The organism is Polaribacter sp. ALD11 (assembly GCF_002831685.1).
Classification (GTDB): Bacteria; Bacteroidota; Bacteroidia; order Flavobacteriales; family Flavobacteriaceae; genus Polaribacter.
Map to the genome: position 1 here is coordinate 1406188 of NZ_CP025119.1, position 20501 is coordinate 1426688.

General features: G+C 30.6%; 12 protein-coding genes and 3 tRNA genes. 9 read left to right on the top strand and 6 right to left on the bottom strand.

Annotation, left to right across the window (positions count from 1 at the left end; genetic code table 11):
* Positions 1 to 99: 99 nt before the first annotated feature.
* The 6 genes from CW731_RS06285 (at position 100) to CW731_RS06310 (ending at position 8964) form a co-directional block, all read left to right on the top strand.
* Positions 100 to 2028 (top strand): AAA family ATPase, encoded by a 1929-nt coding sequence (locus tag CW731_RS06285; protein WP_100945919.1) that lies wholly within the window; start codon positions 100 to 102, stop codon positions 2026 to 2028.
* Positions 2025 to 2843: an HNH endonuclease gene (locus CW731_RS06290; RefSeq protein ID WP_100945920.1), complete on the top strand. Its 819-nt coding sequence runs from the start codon at positions 2025 to 2027 to the stop codon at positions 2841 to 2843. Before CW731_RS06285 ends, CW731_RS06290 begins: the two co-directional genes overlap by 4 nt.
* A gap of 161 nt (positions 2844 to 3004) precedes the next feature.
* Entirely contained in the window at positions 3005 to 4963 is a 1959-nt protein-coding gene (locus CW731_RS15790; RefSeq protein WP_100945921.1) for a hypothetical protein, read from the top strand.
* A gap of 39 nt (positions 4964 to 5002) precedes the next feature.
* Entirely contained in the window at positions 5003 to 6964 is a 1962-nt protein-coding gene (locus tag CW731_RS06300; RefSeq protein ID WP_100945922.1) for a DUF2779 domain-containing protein, read from the top strand.
* A gap of 187 nt (positions 6965 to 7151) precedes the next feature.
* A complete protein-coding gene (locus CW731_RS06305; RefSeq protein WP_100945923.1) occupies positions 7152 to 8138 on the top strand; it encodes a type IV toxin-antitoxin system AbiEi family antitoxin in 987 nt (328 codons plus the stop codon).
* Positions 8113 to 8964 carry a nucleotidyl transferase AbiEii/AbiGii toxin family protein gene (locus tag CW731_RS06310; RefSeq protein WP_100945924.1) on the top strand — a complete coding sequence of 284 codons (852 nt, stop codon included), beginning with the start codon at positions 8113 to 8115 and terminating at the stop codon, positions 8962 to 8964. The genes CW731_RS06305 and CW731_RS06310 overlap by 26 nt, the downstream gene beginning before the upstream one ends.
* A 166-nt stretch (positions 8965 to 9130) precedes the next feature.
* On the opposite strand, the gene CW731_RS06315 is transcribed toward CW731_RS06310, so the two are convergent.
* The 4 genes from CW731_RS06315 to CW731_RS06330 form a co-directional block, all read right to left on the bottom strand.
* Positions 9131 to 9204: transfer RNA gene (locus tag CW731_RS06315), tRNA-Arg, on the bottom strand.
* A 30-nt stretch (positions 9205 to 9234) separates the two neighbouring features.
* Positions 9235 to 9309: transfer RNA gene (locus tag CW731_RS06320), tRNA-Pro, on the bottom strand.
* A gap of 18 nt (positions 9310 to 9327) precedes the next feature.
* Positions 9328 to 9411 (bottom strand) — tRNA-Ser (locus CW731_RS06325).
* Positions 9412 to 9511: 100 nt separating this feature from the next.
* Positions 9512 to 11575: an HD family phosphohydrolase gene (locus tag CW731_RS06330; protein ID WP_100945925.1), complete on the bottom strand. Its 2064-nt coding sequence runs from the start codon at positions 11573 to 11575 to the stop codon at positions 9512 to 9514.
* Between the two features lie 136 nt (positions 11576 to 11711).
* Between CW731_RS06330 and CW731_RS06335 the strand changes: the two genes are divergently transcribed.
* Both CW731_RS06335 and CW731_RS06340 read left to right on the top strand, forming a co-directional pair.
* A complete protein-coding gene (locus CW731_RS06335) occupies positions 11712 to 12887 on the top strand; it encodes an acetyl-CoA C-acyltransferase (RefSeq protein ID WP_100945926.1) in 1176 nt (391 codons plus the stop codon).
* 24 nt (positions 12888 to 12911) lie between these two features.
* On the top strand, positions 12912 to 13682 hold the full coding sequence (locus CW731_RS06340; protein WP_100945927.1) for a C40 family peptidase: 771 nt from the start codon (positions 12912 to 12914) through the stop codon (positions 13680 to 13682).
* A gap of 53 nt (positions 13683 to 13735) precedes the next feature.
* On the opposite strand, the gene CW731_RS06345 is transcribed toward CW731_RS06340, so the two are convergent.
* Together CW731_RS06345 and gyrA are read right to left on the bottom strand one after the other, a co-directional pair.
* Positions 13736 to 15019: a tetratricopeptide repeat protein gene (locus CW731_RS06345; RefSeq protein WP_232734738.1), complete on the bottom strand. Its 1284-nt coding sequence runs from the start codon at positions 15017 to 15019 to the stop codon at positions 13736 to 13738.
* Complete coding sequence (gyrA, locus tag CW731_RS06350) at positions 15003 to 17522, bottom strand: DNA gyrase subunit A (protein WP_100945928.1); 2520 nt, start codon at positions 17520 to 17522, stop codon at positions 15003 to 15005. Before gyrA ends, CW731_RS06345 begins: the two co-directional genes overlap by 17 nt.
* Before the next feature lie 264 nt (positions 17523 to 17786).
* Here gyrA and CW731_RS06355 point away from each other — a divergent pair, with 264 nt between their 5' ends.
* The gene (locus CW731_RS06355; protein WP_100945929.1) at positions 17787 to 20357 is read left to right on the top strand and encodes an ATP-dependent Clp protease ATP-binding subunit; all 2571 of its coding nucleotides are present in this window, start codon (positions 17787 to 17789) and stop codon (positions 20355 to 20357) included.
* Positions 20358 to 20501: the final 144 nt, after the last annotated feature.

The following is a 20501-nucleotide window of genomic DNA, read 5'->3' on the forward strand; positions in this document are numbered from 1 at the left end:
AGAAGTACAGCAAAGCCAAGAACATAGTGTGCAGTTAATGCAGAGTTGTTTGAGGGCGGTTTTTGAGGGTGAGAGTAAAGTTGAAATTTAGGATTAATAATGGTGAAATACACAAAAGAGTTAAAGTCAAAACTTTTTAGAAAAATAAATAATTATCCTAATGCTTTTAACGCAGTAGAGGATGAAGGGTATGATGGTATTGTTAGATTTTTAAATAACATTTGGGATTTAAAAGCACTCCCTTCTCCAAATGATACTAGATGGTCTAATGGCTATGATGATGCTGTTCAACATCTAATTAACAATGATGATTGGTCTTATGAATATACATTTTTAGATAGATTTAATTTATTAGAAAGTGATGAATTTTTTACTAAATTTTTAGAAACATTAGTTCATCCAGATTTTAGAAAAGATTTACAAAATATAGAATTTTATGTAACTCTGGTTAATGTTGAATTAGCAAGTATTAAATACAATTTAGCTGTTTCTGACTATAAGGAAGACTTACCTATTTATACCTTAAAAAAAAGAAAGGAAAATGATAAAAGTGATATATTAGAAAACTCTATACCTTTTATTGTTGATGGTTTTAACTCTGAAAACGTGGAATATCCTTATTTTAATTTAAGTTCAAATAATTGGGATGATTATGGGAGTGAGACTACATTTCGATTATTTTATCATAACGGAATACGTGATATTACAAAAATAGGAGATTTAAAAATAACAGATGGTAAAAGTGATGTCACATTAGAAGTAATTGATAAACAATTTAATATACTAAATAATGGATTCTGTTCACTTGGTCAAGATGAAGATTATTATAAAAATCTTCAAAGAATTTTTAAACACAAATTATCTAGTATTTTATTTGCCTTAAAGGATGCTGCATATTTTATTGAAATTAATGATAAATTTAGTACTAATACTATTTATCAATATTCTTTAACAAGAGGAGATTATGCAGAACAACTTTCCAGAAACATTAAACCAATTCTAGAAGGAATAAACCTAGAGGACAAATACAAGTTCATATATAATTTTACACCAAACTATTCATCTACTCCCGTTGATATTAATTTAAGTTTCAATGATTCTTTAGAGTTTTCTGATAGAATTTTTGCTATTATAGGTAAAAATGGAGCAGGTAAAACACAACTTATAACAAATTTACCAGTTGATATATCAGAGTCCAAAGAAAATTCATTTAAACCTCATAAACCAATTTTTAGTAAAATAATTGCTGTTTCTTACAGTGTGTTTGATAATTTTGAAAAGCCAAAGCATAAAGTTGATTTCAACTATGTATTTTGTGGTTTATTAAATGATGATAAAAAATTTCCTTCCAAAATTGAGAAAAATCAAATAATCCTTGAAGCCTATAGCAAAATAAAGTACCATAACAGAATATATAAATGGAAAAATATTTTGTCAAACTTTATAGATATAGATGTTATAGATGATGTGTTTGTTTCAAATAGTTTACGAGGTGTTGGTGATGAAAATGAGTTTTTGATAAACGAAGCTAAATTTATCGCTGTCATTGATAAATTAAGTTCAGGGCAAAGTATAATGTTAGAGATAATGACAAAAATAATAGCAAACATTAGATTTGACTCATTGATACTTTTTGATGAACCAGAAACACATTTGCATCCAAACGCAATTTCACAACTAATTAGTACAATATATGAATTGGTAGAATCCTTTGATTCTTATTGCTTAATAACAACACATTCTCCAATAATAATTCAAAATATATTTGGAAAAAATGTTTATGTTATGGAGAAAGATAGTAACGTGCCTTCATTAAGAAAAATCGGAGTGGAAAGTTTTGGAGAGAATCTAACAGTATTAACCGAGGATGTTTTTTCTAATAGTGAGATCAATAAGCAGTATAAAGTTATACTTGATAAAATGATTGAGAAGTATTATGATTACGAAACTATACTGGAAAAAATAGAAAACGATAAATTACCATTAAGTCTAAATGCTAAAATTTATATTAAAAGTAAATTAGCATGAAAAATATAAAGTGTTATTCAAAAAATGCTCTTACTTTTCATAAAAATATAGTTAATGATAGTTTGAATAAAGGAGAGGATAAAGATAATTTATTAAAAAACGAATCTGATATAACTAAAGCATATGCAGATTACAAAGATAAGTTTAATAAGAATAATTTGTTTACTATTTCTGCGCATGGTTTTGATGGTGAGGATAAAGCAAATCTCTTAAAGCTTTATTCATCGCAAAGAAAGTCTATTATACAACTCAAAATAGAGCTAACAACAAATGAATTAAAACAAAGAATAAATACTTGTCCTAATTGCACAATAGAGAAAGTGGCTTCTTTAGATCATTATATCCCAAAGGATGAATTCCCTGAATTTTCGGTTAACCCAATTAATCTAGTGCCTTGTTGTTCGACTTGCAACTCTAAAAAGAAAGAAAATTGGAAAGATGATAAGCAGTTATTATTTTTAAATCTCTATTCAGACATAATTCCTCTTTCGCAATATTTGTTTGTAAATGTGATATCGAAGACAGAATTTACATTTGAATTAAAAAATGTATCTAAAATAGATTCAAACCTTTTTAAAGTTATTGGTAGTCATTATGGTAAGTTGAATTTATTACAACGTTTCAGAGAAGATTCTGATGAAGTTATTTCGGAATTAGATTTACTAATTTCTAATGGAAGAGATTCATTTAACAATGATACAAAGCTTGAAAAATTTATTAATAATCACTACTCTACAGTAGAAAAAAGAGATGGTGTTAATAATTGGAAGGTAGTACTTGTAAAAGCAATGCTAAACAGTAAAATTTATTTCTAGTTATAATAGAATGACAATGATCAAACCACAAACCATACAAATATATTTACCAAATGATTCGCCAACTATTATTGGTAAAACAGGTCGCATTTTAATACAAGTAGAAAGTTTGGCAGAGATGTTTATGAAAGAGTAAAAATTAAATAAAAAAAGAAAAAGATATGAGTTTAAACAATTTTTATAAATTACGTAAAAACTTTATACTGTTAGGTTTAACAGGAAAAATGCAATCTGGTGCAACTGCAATCGCAGATTTATTAAGTAAAGAAAATTTGGATAAAAAACAAAAAGATTTTTTTTCTGAATTTCAAGAAACTTACAAAGGAGTTAGTGCTAGTGAATCAAGTAAGATTAGAAGGATTAATGATTTTTTTAAATATGATAGTAACTGGGTAAGGTTTGATGTTTTAGATTATAGAAATGTTTTAATCTTATTTATATTACATCATAATTATGATGATGATACTGAAAAATTTGCAGAAAATATAGCTAATTGGATTTGTAGTTTAGGAGATTATAAAAATGATTTTGAAACCCCTCGATTTGGTGGAACAGTAGGTATTGCAAAGGGTAGTTCAATTTTCTTGAAAACAGAATTTAAAGATGCTATATTAAATCCACTTTCAGAATTAAACATTTCTTTTAACACTGACACTTTATTAGAATTTTTAAAGGAAACTAACGACGATTTCTTCTTTAATAAAAACTTTCAAGAATTTGCAAAATGCTTTCACGACAAATTAGATAGTTATAGTCCGTTTCTAAAACATAAGCTAATGCATGTATCAGCATATTGTTTAAGACGTTTTGGTTCATTAGATATAAAGATAATCAAAGAAAATACTAAAGATATAGGTTTACAACATATATATATAATTGCAGATGCCATTAACCGTCTAATCAAAATTCATAGGAAAGCATCAAAAAAAGAAGATAAAGTAGCACATGTAATTATTGATAGATTAAAAAACTCCTATGAGTTAATGTATTTTAAAGAAAAATATTCTGGTTTTTATATGGTTTCTTCAAATTGCAATCAAAAAGAAAGACAATTAAGAATTAAAGAAAAATACAATAATCAAACTTTTACAACAGATAAAGAAGAAAACCTAAAACTAATATCAGATTTAGACGAGTTAGAGTATAAAGTAAAAGAGTTCAAAGCAGGGGTATTTGATGGGTTTGATGTTGAAAATTGTGTTCAAAAAGCAGATTATCATACATATTTAGATAAAATTTTAGATAATGATTCTATAATAGAAAAATTTGCACAAGCTTCAAAAAAGGTGAAAAATAAAAAAATAGATAGAACGAACGAATTTTATATTTATCAGCCACTATCATTACAAATATTAAAACTAATAGCACTAATACAACAACCTGGTTTAATTACACCTACTTATATTGAGCGTATTATGCAAATAGCGCATACTACAAAGTTAAATTCTGGTTGTATTTCAAGACAAGTTGGTGCTGTTGTAACAGACGCTAGTTTTTCCGTAAAAGGTATTGGCTGGAATGACGTACCTGAAGGACAAACACCATGTGCAAATAGGGATTTAAGGGATTTAGTAAATGATAAAAAGATAGGCTTTACTCAATTCGAATTAGGTGATACAGAACATACATATGATGATGGAAAAAGTTTTAATGAAAAAATAAAATTCGACTATAGTTCATCTTCTGAAAATATAGATGAAAAATTAGAAGGTAGACCATGTTCTTTTTGTTTTAAAACATTTCATAACAAATATGAAGGGGTAGACAACCAAGTTCACACTAGATCTCTGCACGCAGAAGAGAATGCCATGCTTCAGATTGCTAAAAATGGTGGACAGGGATTAAAAAGAGGCAATCTTTTTACAACTGCATCACCTTGTGAGCTTTGTTCTAAAAAAGCATTTCAATTAGGTATTAAAAATATTTTTTATATCGATTTATACCCTGGTATTTCAGAAAAACATATTCTACAAGGAGGAACAAATTCTAATTCCAATCCAAAATTATATCAATTTCAAGGCGTTATAGGTAGAGGCTATCAAAAACTATATGAACCTTTTATGACGATTAAAGATGAAACTATTTTAAGGTCAAGTATTCAACCTACTCCAAAAAAATAGTAATCATCTTTTAAAATAATTAACTCAAAAATCTCCGCTATGAGACTTCTTACCAAATCACGATTTAAATTAGGACTAGAATGTCCAAACAAACTTTACTACACTCGTAAAAAAGAATATGCTAATAAAAAGCAAGAAGATCCTTTTTTACAAGCATTAGCACAGGGTGGTTTTCAGGTAGAAGAATTAGCAAGAATGCATTATCCAAATGGGATTCTTATTGAAGGAAATGATGGAGATTATGAATTACTTTGGGAACAAACACAAAAATTATTAGAACAAGAAAACGTAATAATATATGAACCTGCTTTTCTTGTTAATGGCTTATTTATAAGAGTAGATGTTTTAGTGAAAAAAGGAAATAATATTGAGCTGATTGAAGTAAAATCGAAATCCTTTACACCAGATGATGATAATCTATTTATAGGTAAAAAAGGTGGAATGGTTTCTAGTTGGAAACCTTATTTGTTTGACATTGCTTTTCAAAAGTATGTTATTCAATTATCCTACCCTGCTTGGAACATTCATTCTTACTTAATGATGGCAGATAAATCTAAAAAATCAAGTATTGATGGATTGAATCAATTGTTTAGAATCAGTAATAAAGGAGAAAACAGGACAGGTGTAATAAAAAAAGTAGAAACACTAGATGAAACAGGAAGTCCTGTTTTAGGAAGAAAAAATGTTACCAAAATTATAGCGGATATTGAATCAAATAAATATTTGTATCATGATAGTTTGACTTTTCAAGAATCAATAAAGTATTTAAAAGAAGCCTATTTAAAAGATAAATATGCAAACTGGCCAACAAGTTTTAACTCTTGTAAAAGTTGTGAATTTACTTGTACAAATGATGACGAACTACTTGGTTTAAAATCTGGGTTTAAAGAGTGTTTTACGAAACAGCACCTTTGGACAGAAAATGATTTTAATAAAGAAAATATTTTTGATATTTATTACTTCACACAAGGTAAAAAACTATTTAATGAAGGTGTTTTATTTAAAGATCAGCTCACTGAAGAAAATATTAATTTAAAGGAAGAATTAGGGAAATTAAGCAGAACTAATCGACAAATTCTACAGATAGAAAAAGCGGTAAATAATGATAATTCATATTTTGTAGACAAAGAAGGTTTAAAGGAAGAGATCGATAACTGGAACTTTCCTTTACATTTTATAGATTTTGAAACTAGTACGGTAGCGCTACCCTTTAATAAAGGATTAAAACCTTATGAGCAAGTTGCTTTTCAATATTCTCATCATATTTATTATAAAAATGGACATATAGAACATGCCAATGAATACATAAACAACAAAGCAGGTTTTTTCCCAAACTTTGAGTTCATTCGTTCTCTAAAGAAAGCTTTAGAAAATGATGAAGGAACAATTTTTAAATATTCTAGTCATGAAAACACCATATTAAACGCAATTTATGTTCAATTATTATCATCTTCTGAACCAGACAAGAAGGAATTAATAGATTTCATTCAACATATTTCACACTCAAAAAATGATAGCACCACTAAATGGAAAGGGAAACGCGATATGGTGGATTTATGGGTGGTTCAAAAAAATTTCTATTACAATCCGTTAACAAAGGGTTCAAATTCTATAAAAGCTGTTTTACCAGCTTCGTTAAGCTCCAGTAACTTATTAAAAGAAAAATATTCACAACCAATAAAAAACATCAATGTTACAAGCCAAAATTTTTCTGAAGATCATATTTGGCTGAAAACTGATGAGGGAAAAATAGAAAACCCTTATAAAATGTTGCCTTCTGTATTTGAAGGCTGGAGTGAAGAACAACTAGAAAATACATTATCCGAAATTGAAGATATAGATAATGGTGGTGCAGCACTTACAGCCTATGGAAAATTGCAATATACGGATATGGAGCAAGAAGAAATTGATGAATTGACAACAGCTCTACTTAAATATTGTGAGTTAGATACACTAGCAATGGTTATGATATTTGAACACTTTAAAGAGTTAGTAGAATAGTATTATTTACCAGGAATGAAAATTTTACACCCTATAATTTTTAATAAAACAGTAAATTACCCTTGTTCATGAAACATGAACATTGTTATTAATTGAACAAAACAGCTATAAATTGATAACACTTCAATAAATGTTTAGTACATTTGAATGTTCATGTAACATGAACGGTAAGTAAAAATGAACAAAAATGACTAATTTCATACATATACAAGAGTTTTTTGATACTTTAAATTTTGATATAGAAATTATACATCAAAATAATGACTCAAAAAACGAAGAGCCTATTTATTCTATAAATAATGAAAAAGTATTTATAGAAGTAAAGAATGAGATAAGACCACAAAGTGTAACCTCTTTTATTCATCAAAAAGATAAAAAAACACCACTACTTATTGCTTCAAAATATATTACACCAAAAGCAAAAAACATCTTAAAAGAAAATAACATAAATTATATAGATAGTTTTGGAAATGCCTTTATTCATTTAAAAAATCTAAAAATTTTCATTGAGCAAGGCAATGCAAAACCTGCTGTTAGTAATTATTCGAATATACTAACACAAGCCTCTGCCCAAATTATCTTTCAATTGCTTAAAGACCCTGCTCAAATTAATGAAACACAGCGTTATTTAGCACATATAAGTAAAGTATCATTAGGTAGCGTTAGTAAATGTATGAAAGCGCTTTTAGATGAAGGTTTTGTAGTAAAATGGAATAAAGAGGAGAAATATCAATTAGTAAGAAGAGATGAATTATTAGAAAAATGGATAACGTTATGTAACGAAAAAATACTACCAGCATATAAAATTGGTAGGTTTACTTTTTCTAAACAACATAACAATTGGGAAACACAATTGAACAATAGCGAAGCTCTTTGGTCAGGTGAACCTGCAGCTTCATTGATTACAAAATATCTCAATCCAGAGCAGTTTTCATTATTCACTGATAAGAATAAACAAGAAATAATAACACAATTAAAACTAGTGCCAGATATAAATGGCGAAATCACCATTTACGCACCTTTTTGGATCGTTAGTAAACCTATTGAAAGAGTTAATATTCAAAATGTAGTAGATCCTTTAATTATATATGCAGAATTAATATATAGTAATAACAATAGAAATATAGAAACAGCACAAATACTATTTAATGAATACATCAAACCAAACCTTTAAACAGTATTCATTTGCGCATCACGCAAAAGTATATGCTATTTTAGAAACTGTTTTCGCTGAATATGGAATAACTTATTACTTAATTGGAGCTAATGCAAGAGATGTTCAGTTATATAAACAAGGTATAAAACCCACAAGAGGTACTGCTGATATTGATTTTGCAGTTATGATTCCCGATTTTGAAATATACAATTCAATTTTTGAAGCTTTATGTGCTAGAGGTTTTAGAACTACAAAAGAAGCTTACAGATTAGTTTTTGATGAAACAAATACTGTTTTAGATTTGATGCCTTACGGAAAAATAGAACAAGAATACACCGTTAACTTTACAGAAAGAGAATTATCGTTGTCCGTATTAGGTTTTAAAGAAGTAGGAGAACATATTGAAACAGTAAACATCAAAGAAGAAAACTACACACTTCCAGTATCACCTGTAGAAGGATTAATCATTTTAAAATTAATTTCATGGGAGGATAAACCAGAGTTAAGAATGAAAGATTTAGAAGATATTTCATTCTTATTACAGCATGCTTGGTCTTTGTATGAAGAGGAAGCATATAGTAATCATTTAGATTTATTTGATGATAATTTTGATACACAAATTACTGCAGCAAGAATTATTGGCAGAAAAATGAAACCAATTATAAATCAGAATGAAAAACTAAAAAATACGATTATAAATATTCTTAAAAAAAGCAGTGTAAAAAAAGATAAAGCAGAAAACCCAGAGATTATACTGGCTCAAACTATGAACAAATCTATAGAAGAAATTAATATTTTGGTTTCAAGTATTTTAATGGGAATTAATGATGACTTAAAACAATAAACATTGACACGTATTTTTCATGAATTAACTGCAACTCTTTCTAAAAATCTTTATCAAGCTTAAAAAAATACGTTACTATTCTATTTTATTAAATAAATTAGCCCCCTATTTCGACCCCCTAAAAACAAAAAAGCCTTCAAAACCAAATGGTTAAGAAGACTTTAAGTGAGCCCTGAAGGATTCGAACCTTCGACCGCCTCCTTAGAAGGGAGGTGCTCTATCCAGCTGAGCTAAGAGCCCGTAGTTTTAAAGTTGCTACGTACAACTATGTCGGGGTGGCAGGATTCGAACCTGCGACCTCCTCGTCCCAAACGAGGCGCGATGACCGGGCTACGCTACACCCCGAGTGTAACTTTTTAATTGCGGAGAGACAGGGACTCGAACCCTGGAGCCAGTTACCCGGCTACAGATTAGCAATCTGCTGCATTACCACTCTGCCATCTCTCCTGTTAATGAACTTACCGCAGTTGTTTAAAATTGCGAGTGCAAATGTACTACTAGATTTACAATTTAACAAGATATTTTTGCCTTTTTTTTACTTTTTTTTCTACTCTGGGTATTCAACCCTTAAGTGATAGATGTTTAGCAATTTTTTCTTTATTACTTTTTTTATAGTTTCTATTTCTTTAAAAGTAATGTCTGAATTTAAAAACTGATTGTCTGACATTTGTTTTTCTATGATTCTATCAATTAAATCACTGATTGATTGAGCAGTAGGCACCTTCAAGCTCTTTGAGGCTGCTTCTGCTGCATCACACATCATTAGAATCGCTGTTTCTTTTGAAAACGGATTTGGACCTTGGTATTGAAATTTCTTAATATCTACATCGGTATCAGGGTTCATTTCTTTCTCCTTCATCAAAAAATAATAAACCGTACTTGTACCATGATGGGTTCTAATAAAATCGATAATTCTATCTGGTAACTTATATTTTTTTGCAATTTCTACTCCTTTAATAACATGATCTGTTATTATTTTAGCGCTATCTCTTGGTGATAAATCGTGATGAGGGTTTACTCCCGTAGTTTGATTTTCTGTAAAATACATTGGGTTTACCATTTTACCAACATCATGATATAAAGCGCCTGTTCTAACCAACATAGAGTTTGCCCCTATTTCATTTGCCGCAGCTTCAGCTAAATTTGCAACTTGCATCGAATGCTGAAAAGTTCCTGGAGCCTTTTCATTTAACTCTCTTAAAAGCTTTGTATTTGTATTTGACAACTCTAACAAAGTTACATCAGAGACCAAACCAAAAACTTTTTCATACATATAAATTAATATTATCGATAAGAAAGATAGCAATCCATTCATTGCAAATAAGATAAAGTAATCTAAATTTATTTGCGAGGCATTACCTTCTTTAATAATTGAAAAAGCAAAATAGGTAAGCATATAAATACCTGTAATTTGAGCTACAGAAATAAACAAAGTAGCTCTTTTATACAATTCTGAAACCGTTAAAATGGTAACCATGCCGGCAATAATATGGAGGTAAATAAACTCAAAACTATCTGGCACAATATACCCTAAAAGCAATACCGTTAAAACATGTGTAAACAAACCTAAACGTGCATCAAAGAAGGCCTTTAAGACAATTGGAAGCACACTTAAAGGAACTACATACAAATAATCTGAGTTGTATTTTATAACCAACGTTTGTATAAAAATCATCGCAAAAACGTTGAAAAAGATAAACGTTACTTTGTTATTGTTGTTATAGATTTCTAACCTGTATTTCTTCAAAAACAATAAAAGCATTAGTAACGCAAGAGAAACCAAAATGGTGTATCCTAAAATAATCCAATTGTAATTAGACTCTGTCCAAACTTTAGATTCAGATTCACTTTTTAAAGAACTTAAAACTGCTAATTTTTTCCCCTCAACAATATCACCTTTTAGAATAATTAATTCTCCTGATGATACCTTTCCTTTAGTATAAGAAATATTTTTTGTCTCATTATCAATTACTCTCTCTGTAAAATCGGCATCGTAAGTAATATTTGGTTTAATAACCTCAGAAAGGATACTAAAAATCTGACTTCTTCTATCCTTATTTAAATTATTTTCTAAATTTTCTGTAATAATTTTTAAAACTTCATTAGAATTAAGTAGCATCTTAAAAGGAACATCTTTTACTGCATTTTCTTTTCGAATTGCAACTAATTCGTCTCTATTACTAATTTTATCTTGACTAATTACTTCTAAAAAACCTGTTTTGTAGACCTTATCTATTATCAGCAATCCTATTTGCTTAAAAGAGTTTTTTTGTTTGCTCGTTAATGAATCACTTAATAGTACCGAAGTAATTCTTATTTCAAAACTATTTTTAACTTCATTTACAACAGAACTATCATAAGTGAAATAACGTTTTGTATTTACTTCTATTTGTTTTTTTTCTAGGTTAATTTCAGCTTCCGATTTTTGGACCGCAAAATCAAAAGGCGCATACAAATTATCATATTTCCATAATTGCCCATTATTAAAATCATACTTAAATTGTCCTCCTTTAGGAAACAAATAAACAATAGCAACCGTTGTGATTAAAAATAAAATCACTTTATAGATGATGGTGTTGTTTTGATAGAGTTTATTTACGAAGTTGCTCATATATGTTTTCTTGTGAATACAAACTTACTCCAAAAAAGTTAAGGTTAGAAATTCAAGCCAGACAAACCTATAAAAATTGATTAAAAAAGATTAATTTAGCGGACAATCTTACATTAAAATAATCTCAAAATATCATATGAAAGAAGTCGTAATTGTATCTGTTGCAAGAACACCAATCGGAAGTTTTATGGGAAGTTTATCTTCTATACCCGCAACAAAACTAGGTGCTGTAGCAATAAAAGGAGCTTTAGAAAAAATTAATTTAGCACCAGAAATGGTGGAAGAAGTTTATATGGGAAATGTGGTTTCTGCAGGTTTAGGACAAGCACCTGCAAGACAAGCTGCTATTTATGCAGGAATTCCTAACACAGTACCTTGTACAACTGTTAATAAAGTATGTGCTTCTGGTATGAAGTCTATTATGTTAGCAGCCCAAACTATTGCCTTAGGTGATGCTGATATTGTTGTTGCTGGAGGAATGGAAAACATGAGTTTAATTCCACATTACCAACATGCAAGAAACGGTGCCAAGTTTGGCCCAATTACCATGGAAGATGGAATGCAAAAAGATGGCTTAGTTGATGCCTATGATAAAAATCCAATGGGAGTTTGTGCAGATGATTGTGCTACCGAATATAACTTCTCTAGAGAAGACCAAGATGCATTTGCTGTACAATCTTATAACCGTTCTGCAAAAGCCTGGAGTGAAGGAAAATATGCGGATGAAATTGTGCCTGTAGAAATTCCTCAAAGACGTGGAGATCCTATTATTTTTTCTGAAGATGAGGAGTACAAAAACGTAAAGATGGATAGAATATCAACCTTAAGAGCTGCGTTTACAAAAGACGGAACTGTTACTGCTGCAAACGCTTCTACAATTAATGATGGTGGTGCTGCATTGGTTTTAATGTCTGCGGAAAAAGCAAAAGAATTAAACATTACTCCTCTTGCTAGAATAAAAGGATATGCAGATGCTGCACACGAACCAAAATGGTTTACAACTGCACCCGCAAAAGCATTACCTAAAGCATTAGCAAAAGCAAATATTTCTATTGATGACGTAGATTATTTTGAATTAAACGAAGCTTTTTCTATTGTTGGTTTAGCCAATATGAAGCTTTTAAATATTACCGATGATAAAGTAAACGTAAATGGTGGTGCTGTTTCTTTAGGTCACCCTTTAGGTGTCTCTGGAGCAAGAATAATTATTGCTTTAACATCTATATTAAAACAAAATAACGCAAAAATTGGCGCTGCAGCAATTTGTAATGGTGGTGGTGGTGCTAGTGCAATGGTTATAGAAAGAATTTAAATTCATAAAAATCTTTATCTAATTATGCTTTTTGGCATTTGTAATTTAAGTATTGTTCCTTTAAGAGCAGAAGAATCTGACAAATCTGAAATGATTAGTCAGGTTTTGTTTGGTGAGCATTTTGAAATTATTGAAAAGCAAAAAAACTGGAGTAAAATCCGTTTGGCTTACGATCATTTTGAAGGTTTTATAGACAACAAACAATATATTGAAGTTACCCAAGATTTTTACACGTTAATTTCTAGCGAAACTCCTGTATATTCTGGTGAAATTTTAGATTTTGTAATCAACCAAAACAATGAATTAACAACAATTGCTATCGGCTCTCAATTGCCTTTTTTTAAAGAAGGAAAATTGCAAATAGGAAATCACAAGTATTCTTATGACAATTCGATTTTCTGTAACCAACTACCTAAAAATGATCTTTTAAAGACTGCTTTTACGTATTTGAACGCTCCTTTTTTATGGGGAGGAAAAACACCTTTTGGTATCGATTGTTCTGGTTTTACTCAAATAGTTTATAAACTTTGTGGTTATAAACTATTAAGGAATGCTAAAGACCAAGCAACACAAGGTGAAGTATTAAGTTTTATAGAAGAAAGTGAACCTGGTGATTTGGCTTTTTTTGACAATGAAGATGGAGAAATAATTCATGTTGGTATTATTTTAAATGATTACAACATTATTCATGCACATGGAAAAGTAAGAGTAGACACTTTAGACCACAGTGGTATCTTCAATAAAGATTTACAGAAACATACGCACAAGTTAAGAGTCATCAAAAAAATTATATAAAAAAATCCGAAACTTTTAAGTTTCGGATTTTTTATGCTTTCAATTTAAGAAATTTACTGACCTCTAAATTCTTTATATATTGGTCTTAAAGCGTCCGCTTCTTTTTCCATACCTAATGTATCATAAATATTTAATAAAGACCTAACTGTACCTTCATTTCTACTAATGTTATCAGCTTTTACTAAGAAAGGCAATGCTTTTTTATACAATTCTTTCTGCTTAGCTTGTAACGCATCATATTTTTTGAAATTAGATAAGTTTTTATTCATTTCTTCTACAATTTCTTTCTCTTTTGAAAGCATTGTAACCGCTAAGTTCATATAAGCATCTCCATATTCTGGATCTAATTCTATAGCTTTCTTATAGTATTTAACTGCTTCTTCAGTTTTGTCCTGGTTTGCGTTTATTACACCTAAATTAAAAAATAAAGTAGGGTTTGTTGGATCTAATTTTACAGCTTCCTGCATTAATTCACCAAACTTATCCATCTTCTCAAGTTTGATGTATAGTTGAGCTTCATTCAAAATTAAGTTAACATCTTTAGGATTTGCTTGTCTAGCTTCTTGCAAAGCAACAATAGCTTCTTCCGTTTTCCCTTGATTCACTAAAATATAACTGATATTTTTTACAATTTCTGCATATTTAGATTCTAATGTTTTTTGAGTAGGTTTTATATACTGACCTGTTTTCACCATTAAATCTCTATTCGTTTTAGATCCTAAATTCTCTTCTTCTCCAGTTTCTTTATTTGTTCCCAAATATTGTGTAGAAATACCAGTATAACCAATTTCTTTCAACTCTTTATAATGACTTAAAGAAAGATCATAATTTTCTGATAGAGAAGAACTAATTGCTGCATTATAAAGAAAACTAGTATCTTTAGGGCTTAACTTATATGTTAAATAGAAATTATCTTTAGCATTTTCATAATCTTTAGCATTGTATTGTTCTATTGCTTTATTAGAAACAAACTGCACTAAATCATTTAACTTAGGTTCTGCTTCTTTTGTATATTTCTGCTTACCTATTTCTTTCTCATATTCAAACAACTTAGTATATGCATCTGCTGCTTTTTGAACATCTGTTTTACCATAAGCAGCACCTCTTAAAAAGTAATACTTTGCTTTATACTTAGACTCCATAGTTGGCTCCATACTTTCTAAAGATTCTATGATAACTTTAGCTTCTTTAAGATCTCCTTTTTTAATTGCTTTCTCTGCAGACCTTAATTCTTTTTTTTGACCAAAAGCCACTACAGACATTAAGCCTAGTGAAATTGCTAATATTTGTTTTTTCATTTTATTCTTAATTAATTTATTGTTATTCTTGATTTTCATTTGAATCATTTTCAATTTCCGTGCCATTTTCTGTTTCGCCTTCAATGTTCTCTTCTTCAACATCCTCTTCATGAGCCACTTTAGCAACCGCTGCAATACTGTCAGAATCTTTAATATTAATTAAACGAACACCTTGTGTTGCACGCCCCATAACTCTTAAATCTTCTACTGCCATTCTAATAGTCAATCCAGATTTGTTTATAATCATCAAATCATTAGAATCATCTACATTTTTAATAGCAACTAAATTACCTGTTTTCTCAGAGATATTTAAAGTTTTAACACCTTTACCACCTCTATTAGTAATTCTATAATCTTCTAACTTAGAACGTTTACCGTATCCTTTTTCAGAAACTACAAGAATATTACTTTCCATATCGTTAACAGCAACCATACCAATTACCTCATCATTTTCATGTTGCAAGGTAATTCCTCTTACACCAGAAGCAGTTCTACCCATTGGGCGCGTTTTTGCCTCTTCGAAACGAATAGATTTCCCAGACGCTAACGCTAACATTACTTGACTATCTCCAGTTGTTAACTTCGCCTCTAACAACTCATCTCCTTCTTTAATAGTTATTGCATTAATACCATTAGTTCTTGGTCTAGAATATTGTTCTAAAGAAGTCTTTTTAACTTGCCCTTTCTTAGTTGCCATAATTACATAATGGCTATTAATATAGTCTTCGTCTTTTAAGTCTTCTGTTACTAAGAATGCTTTTACTTTATCATCTGGCTCGATATTGATTAAGTTTTGCATCGCTCTACCTTTGGTGTTTTTTCCACCTTCAGGAATTTCATAAACACGCATCCAGAACACTTTTCCTTTTTGCGTAAAGAACATCATATATTGATGGTTTGTACCTACAAATAAATGCTCTAAGAAATCTTCATTTCTTGTAGTTGCTCCTTTTTGACCTCTACCTCCTCTATTCTGAACTTTATATTCTTCTAGGTTTGTACGTTTTAAATAACCAGCATTCGAAATAGTAACAACAACCTTTGTATCAGGTATCATGTCTTCAATTCTCATATCTCCACCAGCATATTCTATAACAGATCTGCGGTCATCACCATATTTATCTTTAATGTGAGCTAACTCACCTTTAATGATTTCATATCTTCTAGGTTCGTTTGCTAAAATATCTTTTAGATCGATAATTGTTAACATAATTGCATCAAATTCTGCACGCAATTTATCTTGCTCTAAGCCTGTTAATTGACGCAAACGCATTTCTACAATTGCTTTCGCCTGAATCTCTGTTAATGCAAAACGTTCAATTAAACTTTCTCTTGCTTCATCTGCATTATTAGAAGCTCTAATAATCTTAATTACCTCATCAATATTATCTGAAGCAATAATTAATCCTTCTAAAATATGTGCTCTTGCTTCTGCCTTTTTAAGATCAAATTCTGTTCTACGAACAACAACCTCATGCCTGTGCTCAACAAAATAATGAATTAGTTGTTTTAAATTTAATTGCTCTGGTCTTCCTTTTACCAAGGCAATATTGTTTACACTAAAAGAAGTTTGTAATTGTGTGTATTTAAATAATTTATTTAATATGATATTAGGAATTGCATCACGTTTTAAAATGTACACAATACGCATTCCGTTTCGATCAGACTCATCTCTAATATTAGAAATACCTTCAATTTTCTTATCATTAACAAGCTCCGCAGTTTTTTTAATCATTTCTGCTTTATTCACTTGATAAGGAATTTCAGTAACAATTATACACTCACGTCCCTTTACCTCTTCAATAATAGCTTTAGCACGCATTACAATACGTCCTCTACCTGTATGAAAAGCATCTCTTACACCATCATACCCATAAATAATTCCTCCTGTAGGAAAATCTGGTGCAGTAATGTGTTGCATTAACTCATCTATCTCAATATCTCTATTATCTATATATGCAAGTGTACCATTTATAACTTCTGTTAGGTTGTGTGGCGCCATATTTGTTGCCATACCTACTGCAATACCAGAGGCTCCGTTTACCAATAAGTTAGGAATACGAGTTGGTAAAACTGTTGGTTCTTGCAAAGTGTCATCAAAATTTAAACGATGATCTACGGTGTCTTTTTCAATATCAGCCAACATGTCTTCTGATATTTTCTGCATTCTAACCTCAGTATAACGCATTGCTGCCGGAGAATCTCCATCTACAGAACCAAAATTCCCTTGCCCATCTACCATCATGTAACGTACACTCCAATGCTGTGCCATTCTTACCATAGAATCGTATACAGAAGTATCTCCATGTGGATGAAACTTACCTAACACTTCCCCTACAATTCTTGCTGATTTCTTGTAAGACCCAGTTGCTTTAATTCCCAACTCATGCATACCAAATAAAACTCTTCTATGAACGGGTTTTAAACCATCTCTAACATCTGGTAATGCTCTTGAAACAATAACTGACATCGAGTAATCGATGTACGCAGCTTTCATCTGCTCTTCAATGTTAATCGGAATTAACTTTTCTCCGTCTGCCATATATATTTTCTATTAATATTTATTCATTTTTTTAAAACAAGGCAAGATACTATTTCTATTGTTATTTACAAAGATTTACTACATCTGAATTTAAAGAGAGTTATCAACATTTATTAATAATTTTTATCCTATTTTTATTTGGCTGATTTTCAATAGTTTTCTAACTTAGTTTCGAAGTCAAACTGTCAGTTTTTCAGCCTTGGCACCTTTTTTGTAATTATTCAAATAAAAAAGGACTAAATTTACATCAATAGATAATAAAATATGGACGATAATTTTTCACCAAAAGTAAGAGATGTAATCGCTTTCAGTAAAGAAGAAGCACTAAGATTAGGGCATGAATTTATTGGGACAGAACATTTATTATTAGGTTTAATTAGAGAAGGAGAAGGAAAAGCAATGGAAATCTTAACTGCATTTGATGTAGACACGATTCTTTTGCGTAAAAAACTAGAACAATTAAACCCTGTAAACCCAACGTTTGCAGAAACTTCAGAAAAGAAAAGCCTGCACTTAACAAGACAGGCAGAAAAAGCACTTAAAACTACGTTTCTAGAGGCTAAACTATACCAAAGTGAGTCAATTGACACTGCTCATTTATTACTATGTATTTTAAGGAACGAAAATGATCCTACTACAAAATTGATTCAGAAATACCATGTAAATTACGACGAAGCCAAAGCTTTGTACAAACAATTACATGCAGACGATGCAATCGATTTACCAAATAACCCAATTGCAGAAACACCTTCTGATGATGATGAATTTGCATCAGAAAAATCGAATCCTTTTGAACAAGCTCCTAAAGGAAAAAACGTAAAGAAATCGAAAACACCTGTTTTAGATAATTTTGGTAGAGATTTAACTGCCATGGCAGAACAAGGGAAGTTAGACCCAGTTGTTGGTAGACAGAAAGAAATTGAGCGTGTTTCGCAAATTTTAAGTAGAAGAAAAAAGAACAATCCAATGTTAATTGGAGAACCTGGTGTTGGTAAATCTGCCATCGCAGAAGGTTTGGCTTTAAGAATTGTAGAACGTAAGGTATCTAGAATCTTATTTGACAAACGTTTGGTTTCTTTAGATTTAGCAAGCTTAGTTGCAGGCACAAAATACCGTGGTCAGTTCGAAGAACGTATGAAAGCTCTAATGAATGAATTAGAAAAGAATGAAGATATTATTCTTTTTATTGATGAAATTCACACCATTGTTGGTGCGGGTGGTGCAACAGGTTCTTTAGATGCGTCTAACATGTTAAAACCTGCTTTAGCAAGAGGAGAAATACAATGTATTGGTGCAACTACATTAGATGAGTTTAGAACAAATATCGAAAAAGATGGCGCTTTAGAACGTCGTTTTCAAAAGGTAATTGTAGACCCAACTTCTGTTGAAGAAACCATTCAAATTTTACAAAACATAAAGAGTAAATATGAAGAACATCACCATGTAAATTATACAGATGATGCCATAGAAGCTTGTGTAAAATTAACGAATAGATATATGACAGACAGATATTTGCCAGACAAAGCAATTGACGCTTTAGATGAGGCAGGATCTAGAATTCATATTACAAATATTGTGGTGCCAGAACAAGTTTTAGAACTAGAAACACAGTTAGAGATCATTCGCGAAAAGAAAACAAAAGCTGTAAACGGACAGAAATATGAAGAAGCTGCTAAGTTACGTGATGATGAAAAAAACATGGAAGCTGCGCTAGACTCTGCTCAGAAACAATGGGAAGATGATTCTAAATTAAACCGTGAAGTAGTTACAGAAGATAATGTTGCAGAAGTAGTTTCTATGATGACAGGGATTCCTGTAAATAGAGTTGCCGAAGCAGAAACACATAAATTACACGAATTACCACAACTAATTAAAGGTAAAGTTGTGGGACAAGATGTTGCGGTTACCAAAGTTGTAAAAGCAATTCAGAGAAATAGAGTAGGTTTAAAAGACCCGAACAAACCAATTGGTTCGTTTATTTTCTTAGGTCAGACAGGTGTTGGTAAAACGCAGTTGGCAAAAGTTTTAGCGCGTGAATTATTCGATTCAGACGATTCTTTAATTAGAATTGACATGAGTGAATACATGGAGAAATTTGCTATTTCTCGTTTAATTGGAGCGCCTCCAGGATATGTTGGTTATGAAGAAGGTGGTCAATTAACAGAAAAAGTGAGAAGAAAGCCATATTCGGTTATTTTGTTGGATGAGATTGAAAAAGCGCATCCAGATGTGTTTAACATGTTGTTACAAATTTTAGATGACGGACATATTACCGACAGTTTAGGTAGAAAAATCGATTTTAGAAACACCATAATTATTATGACTTCTAACATTGGTGCGCGTCAATTAAAGGATTTTGGTGGCGGCGTTGGTTTTGGTACTGCTACTAAAACAGCACAGGCAGACGAGTATGCTAAATCTGTAATCGAAGGTGCTTTAAAGAAATCTTTTGCTCCTGAATTTTTAAATAGAATAGATGATGTAATTGTTTTTAATGCTTTAGAAAGAGAAGATATTCATAAAATTATAGATATCGAGTTAGATAAATTATTGAACAGAATTTCTGATTTAGGTTACACGCTACAATTAAGCGAAAAAGCAAAAGATTACATAGCAGACAAAGGTTTCGATAAGAAGTACGGAGCAAGACCTCTTAAAAGAGCCATACAGAAATACATTGAAGATGCCTTGGCAGAAGAAATTGTAAATTCTAAACTTTCTGAAGGCGACACGATTTCGATGGATTTGGATGAGAAAGAAAACAAACTCACCATTAAAATTGAAAAAGGCGAAAAGAAACCTGAAGTAAGAACAGAGACGGAAACAGAGTCTTAAAATAGTAAAGTCCCAAACGAGAGTTTGGGACTTTTTTTTGTTTAAAAAACGGGTGTTTCTACTTATTGCTTTTGATTCTATAAATTTATAAGTTAGCTCACTACTATCCATTTTCATTAAAAGGGGCACCACACCAATCTTTTG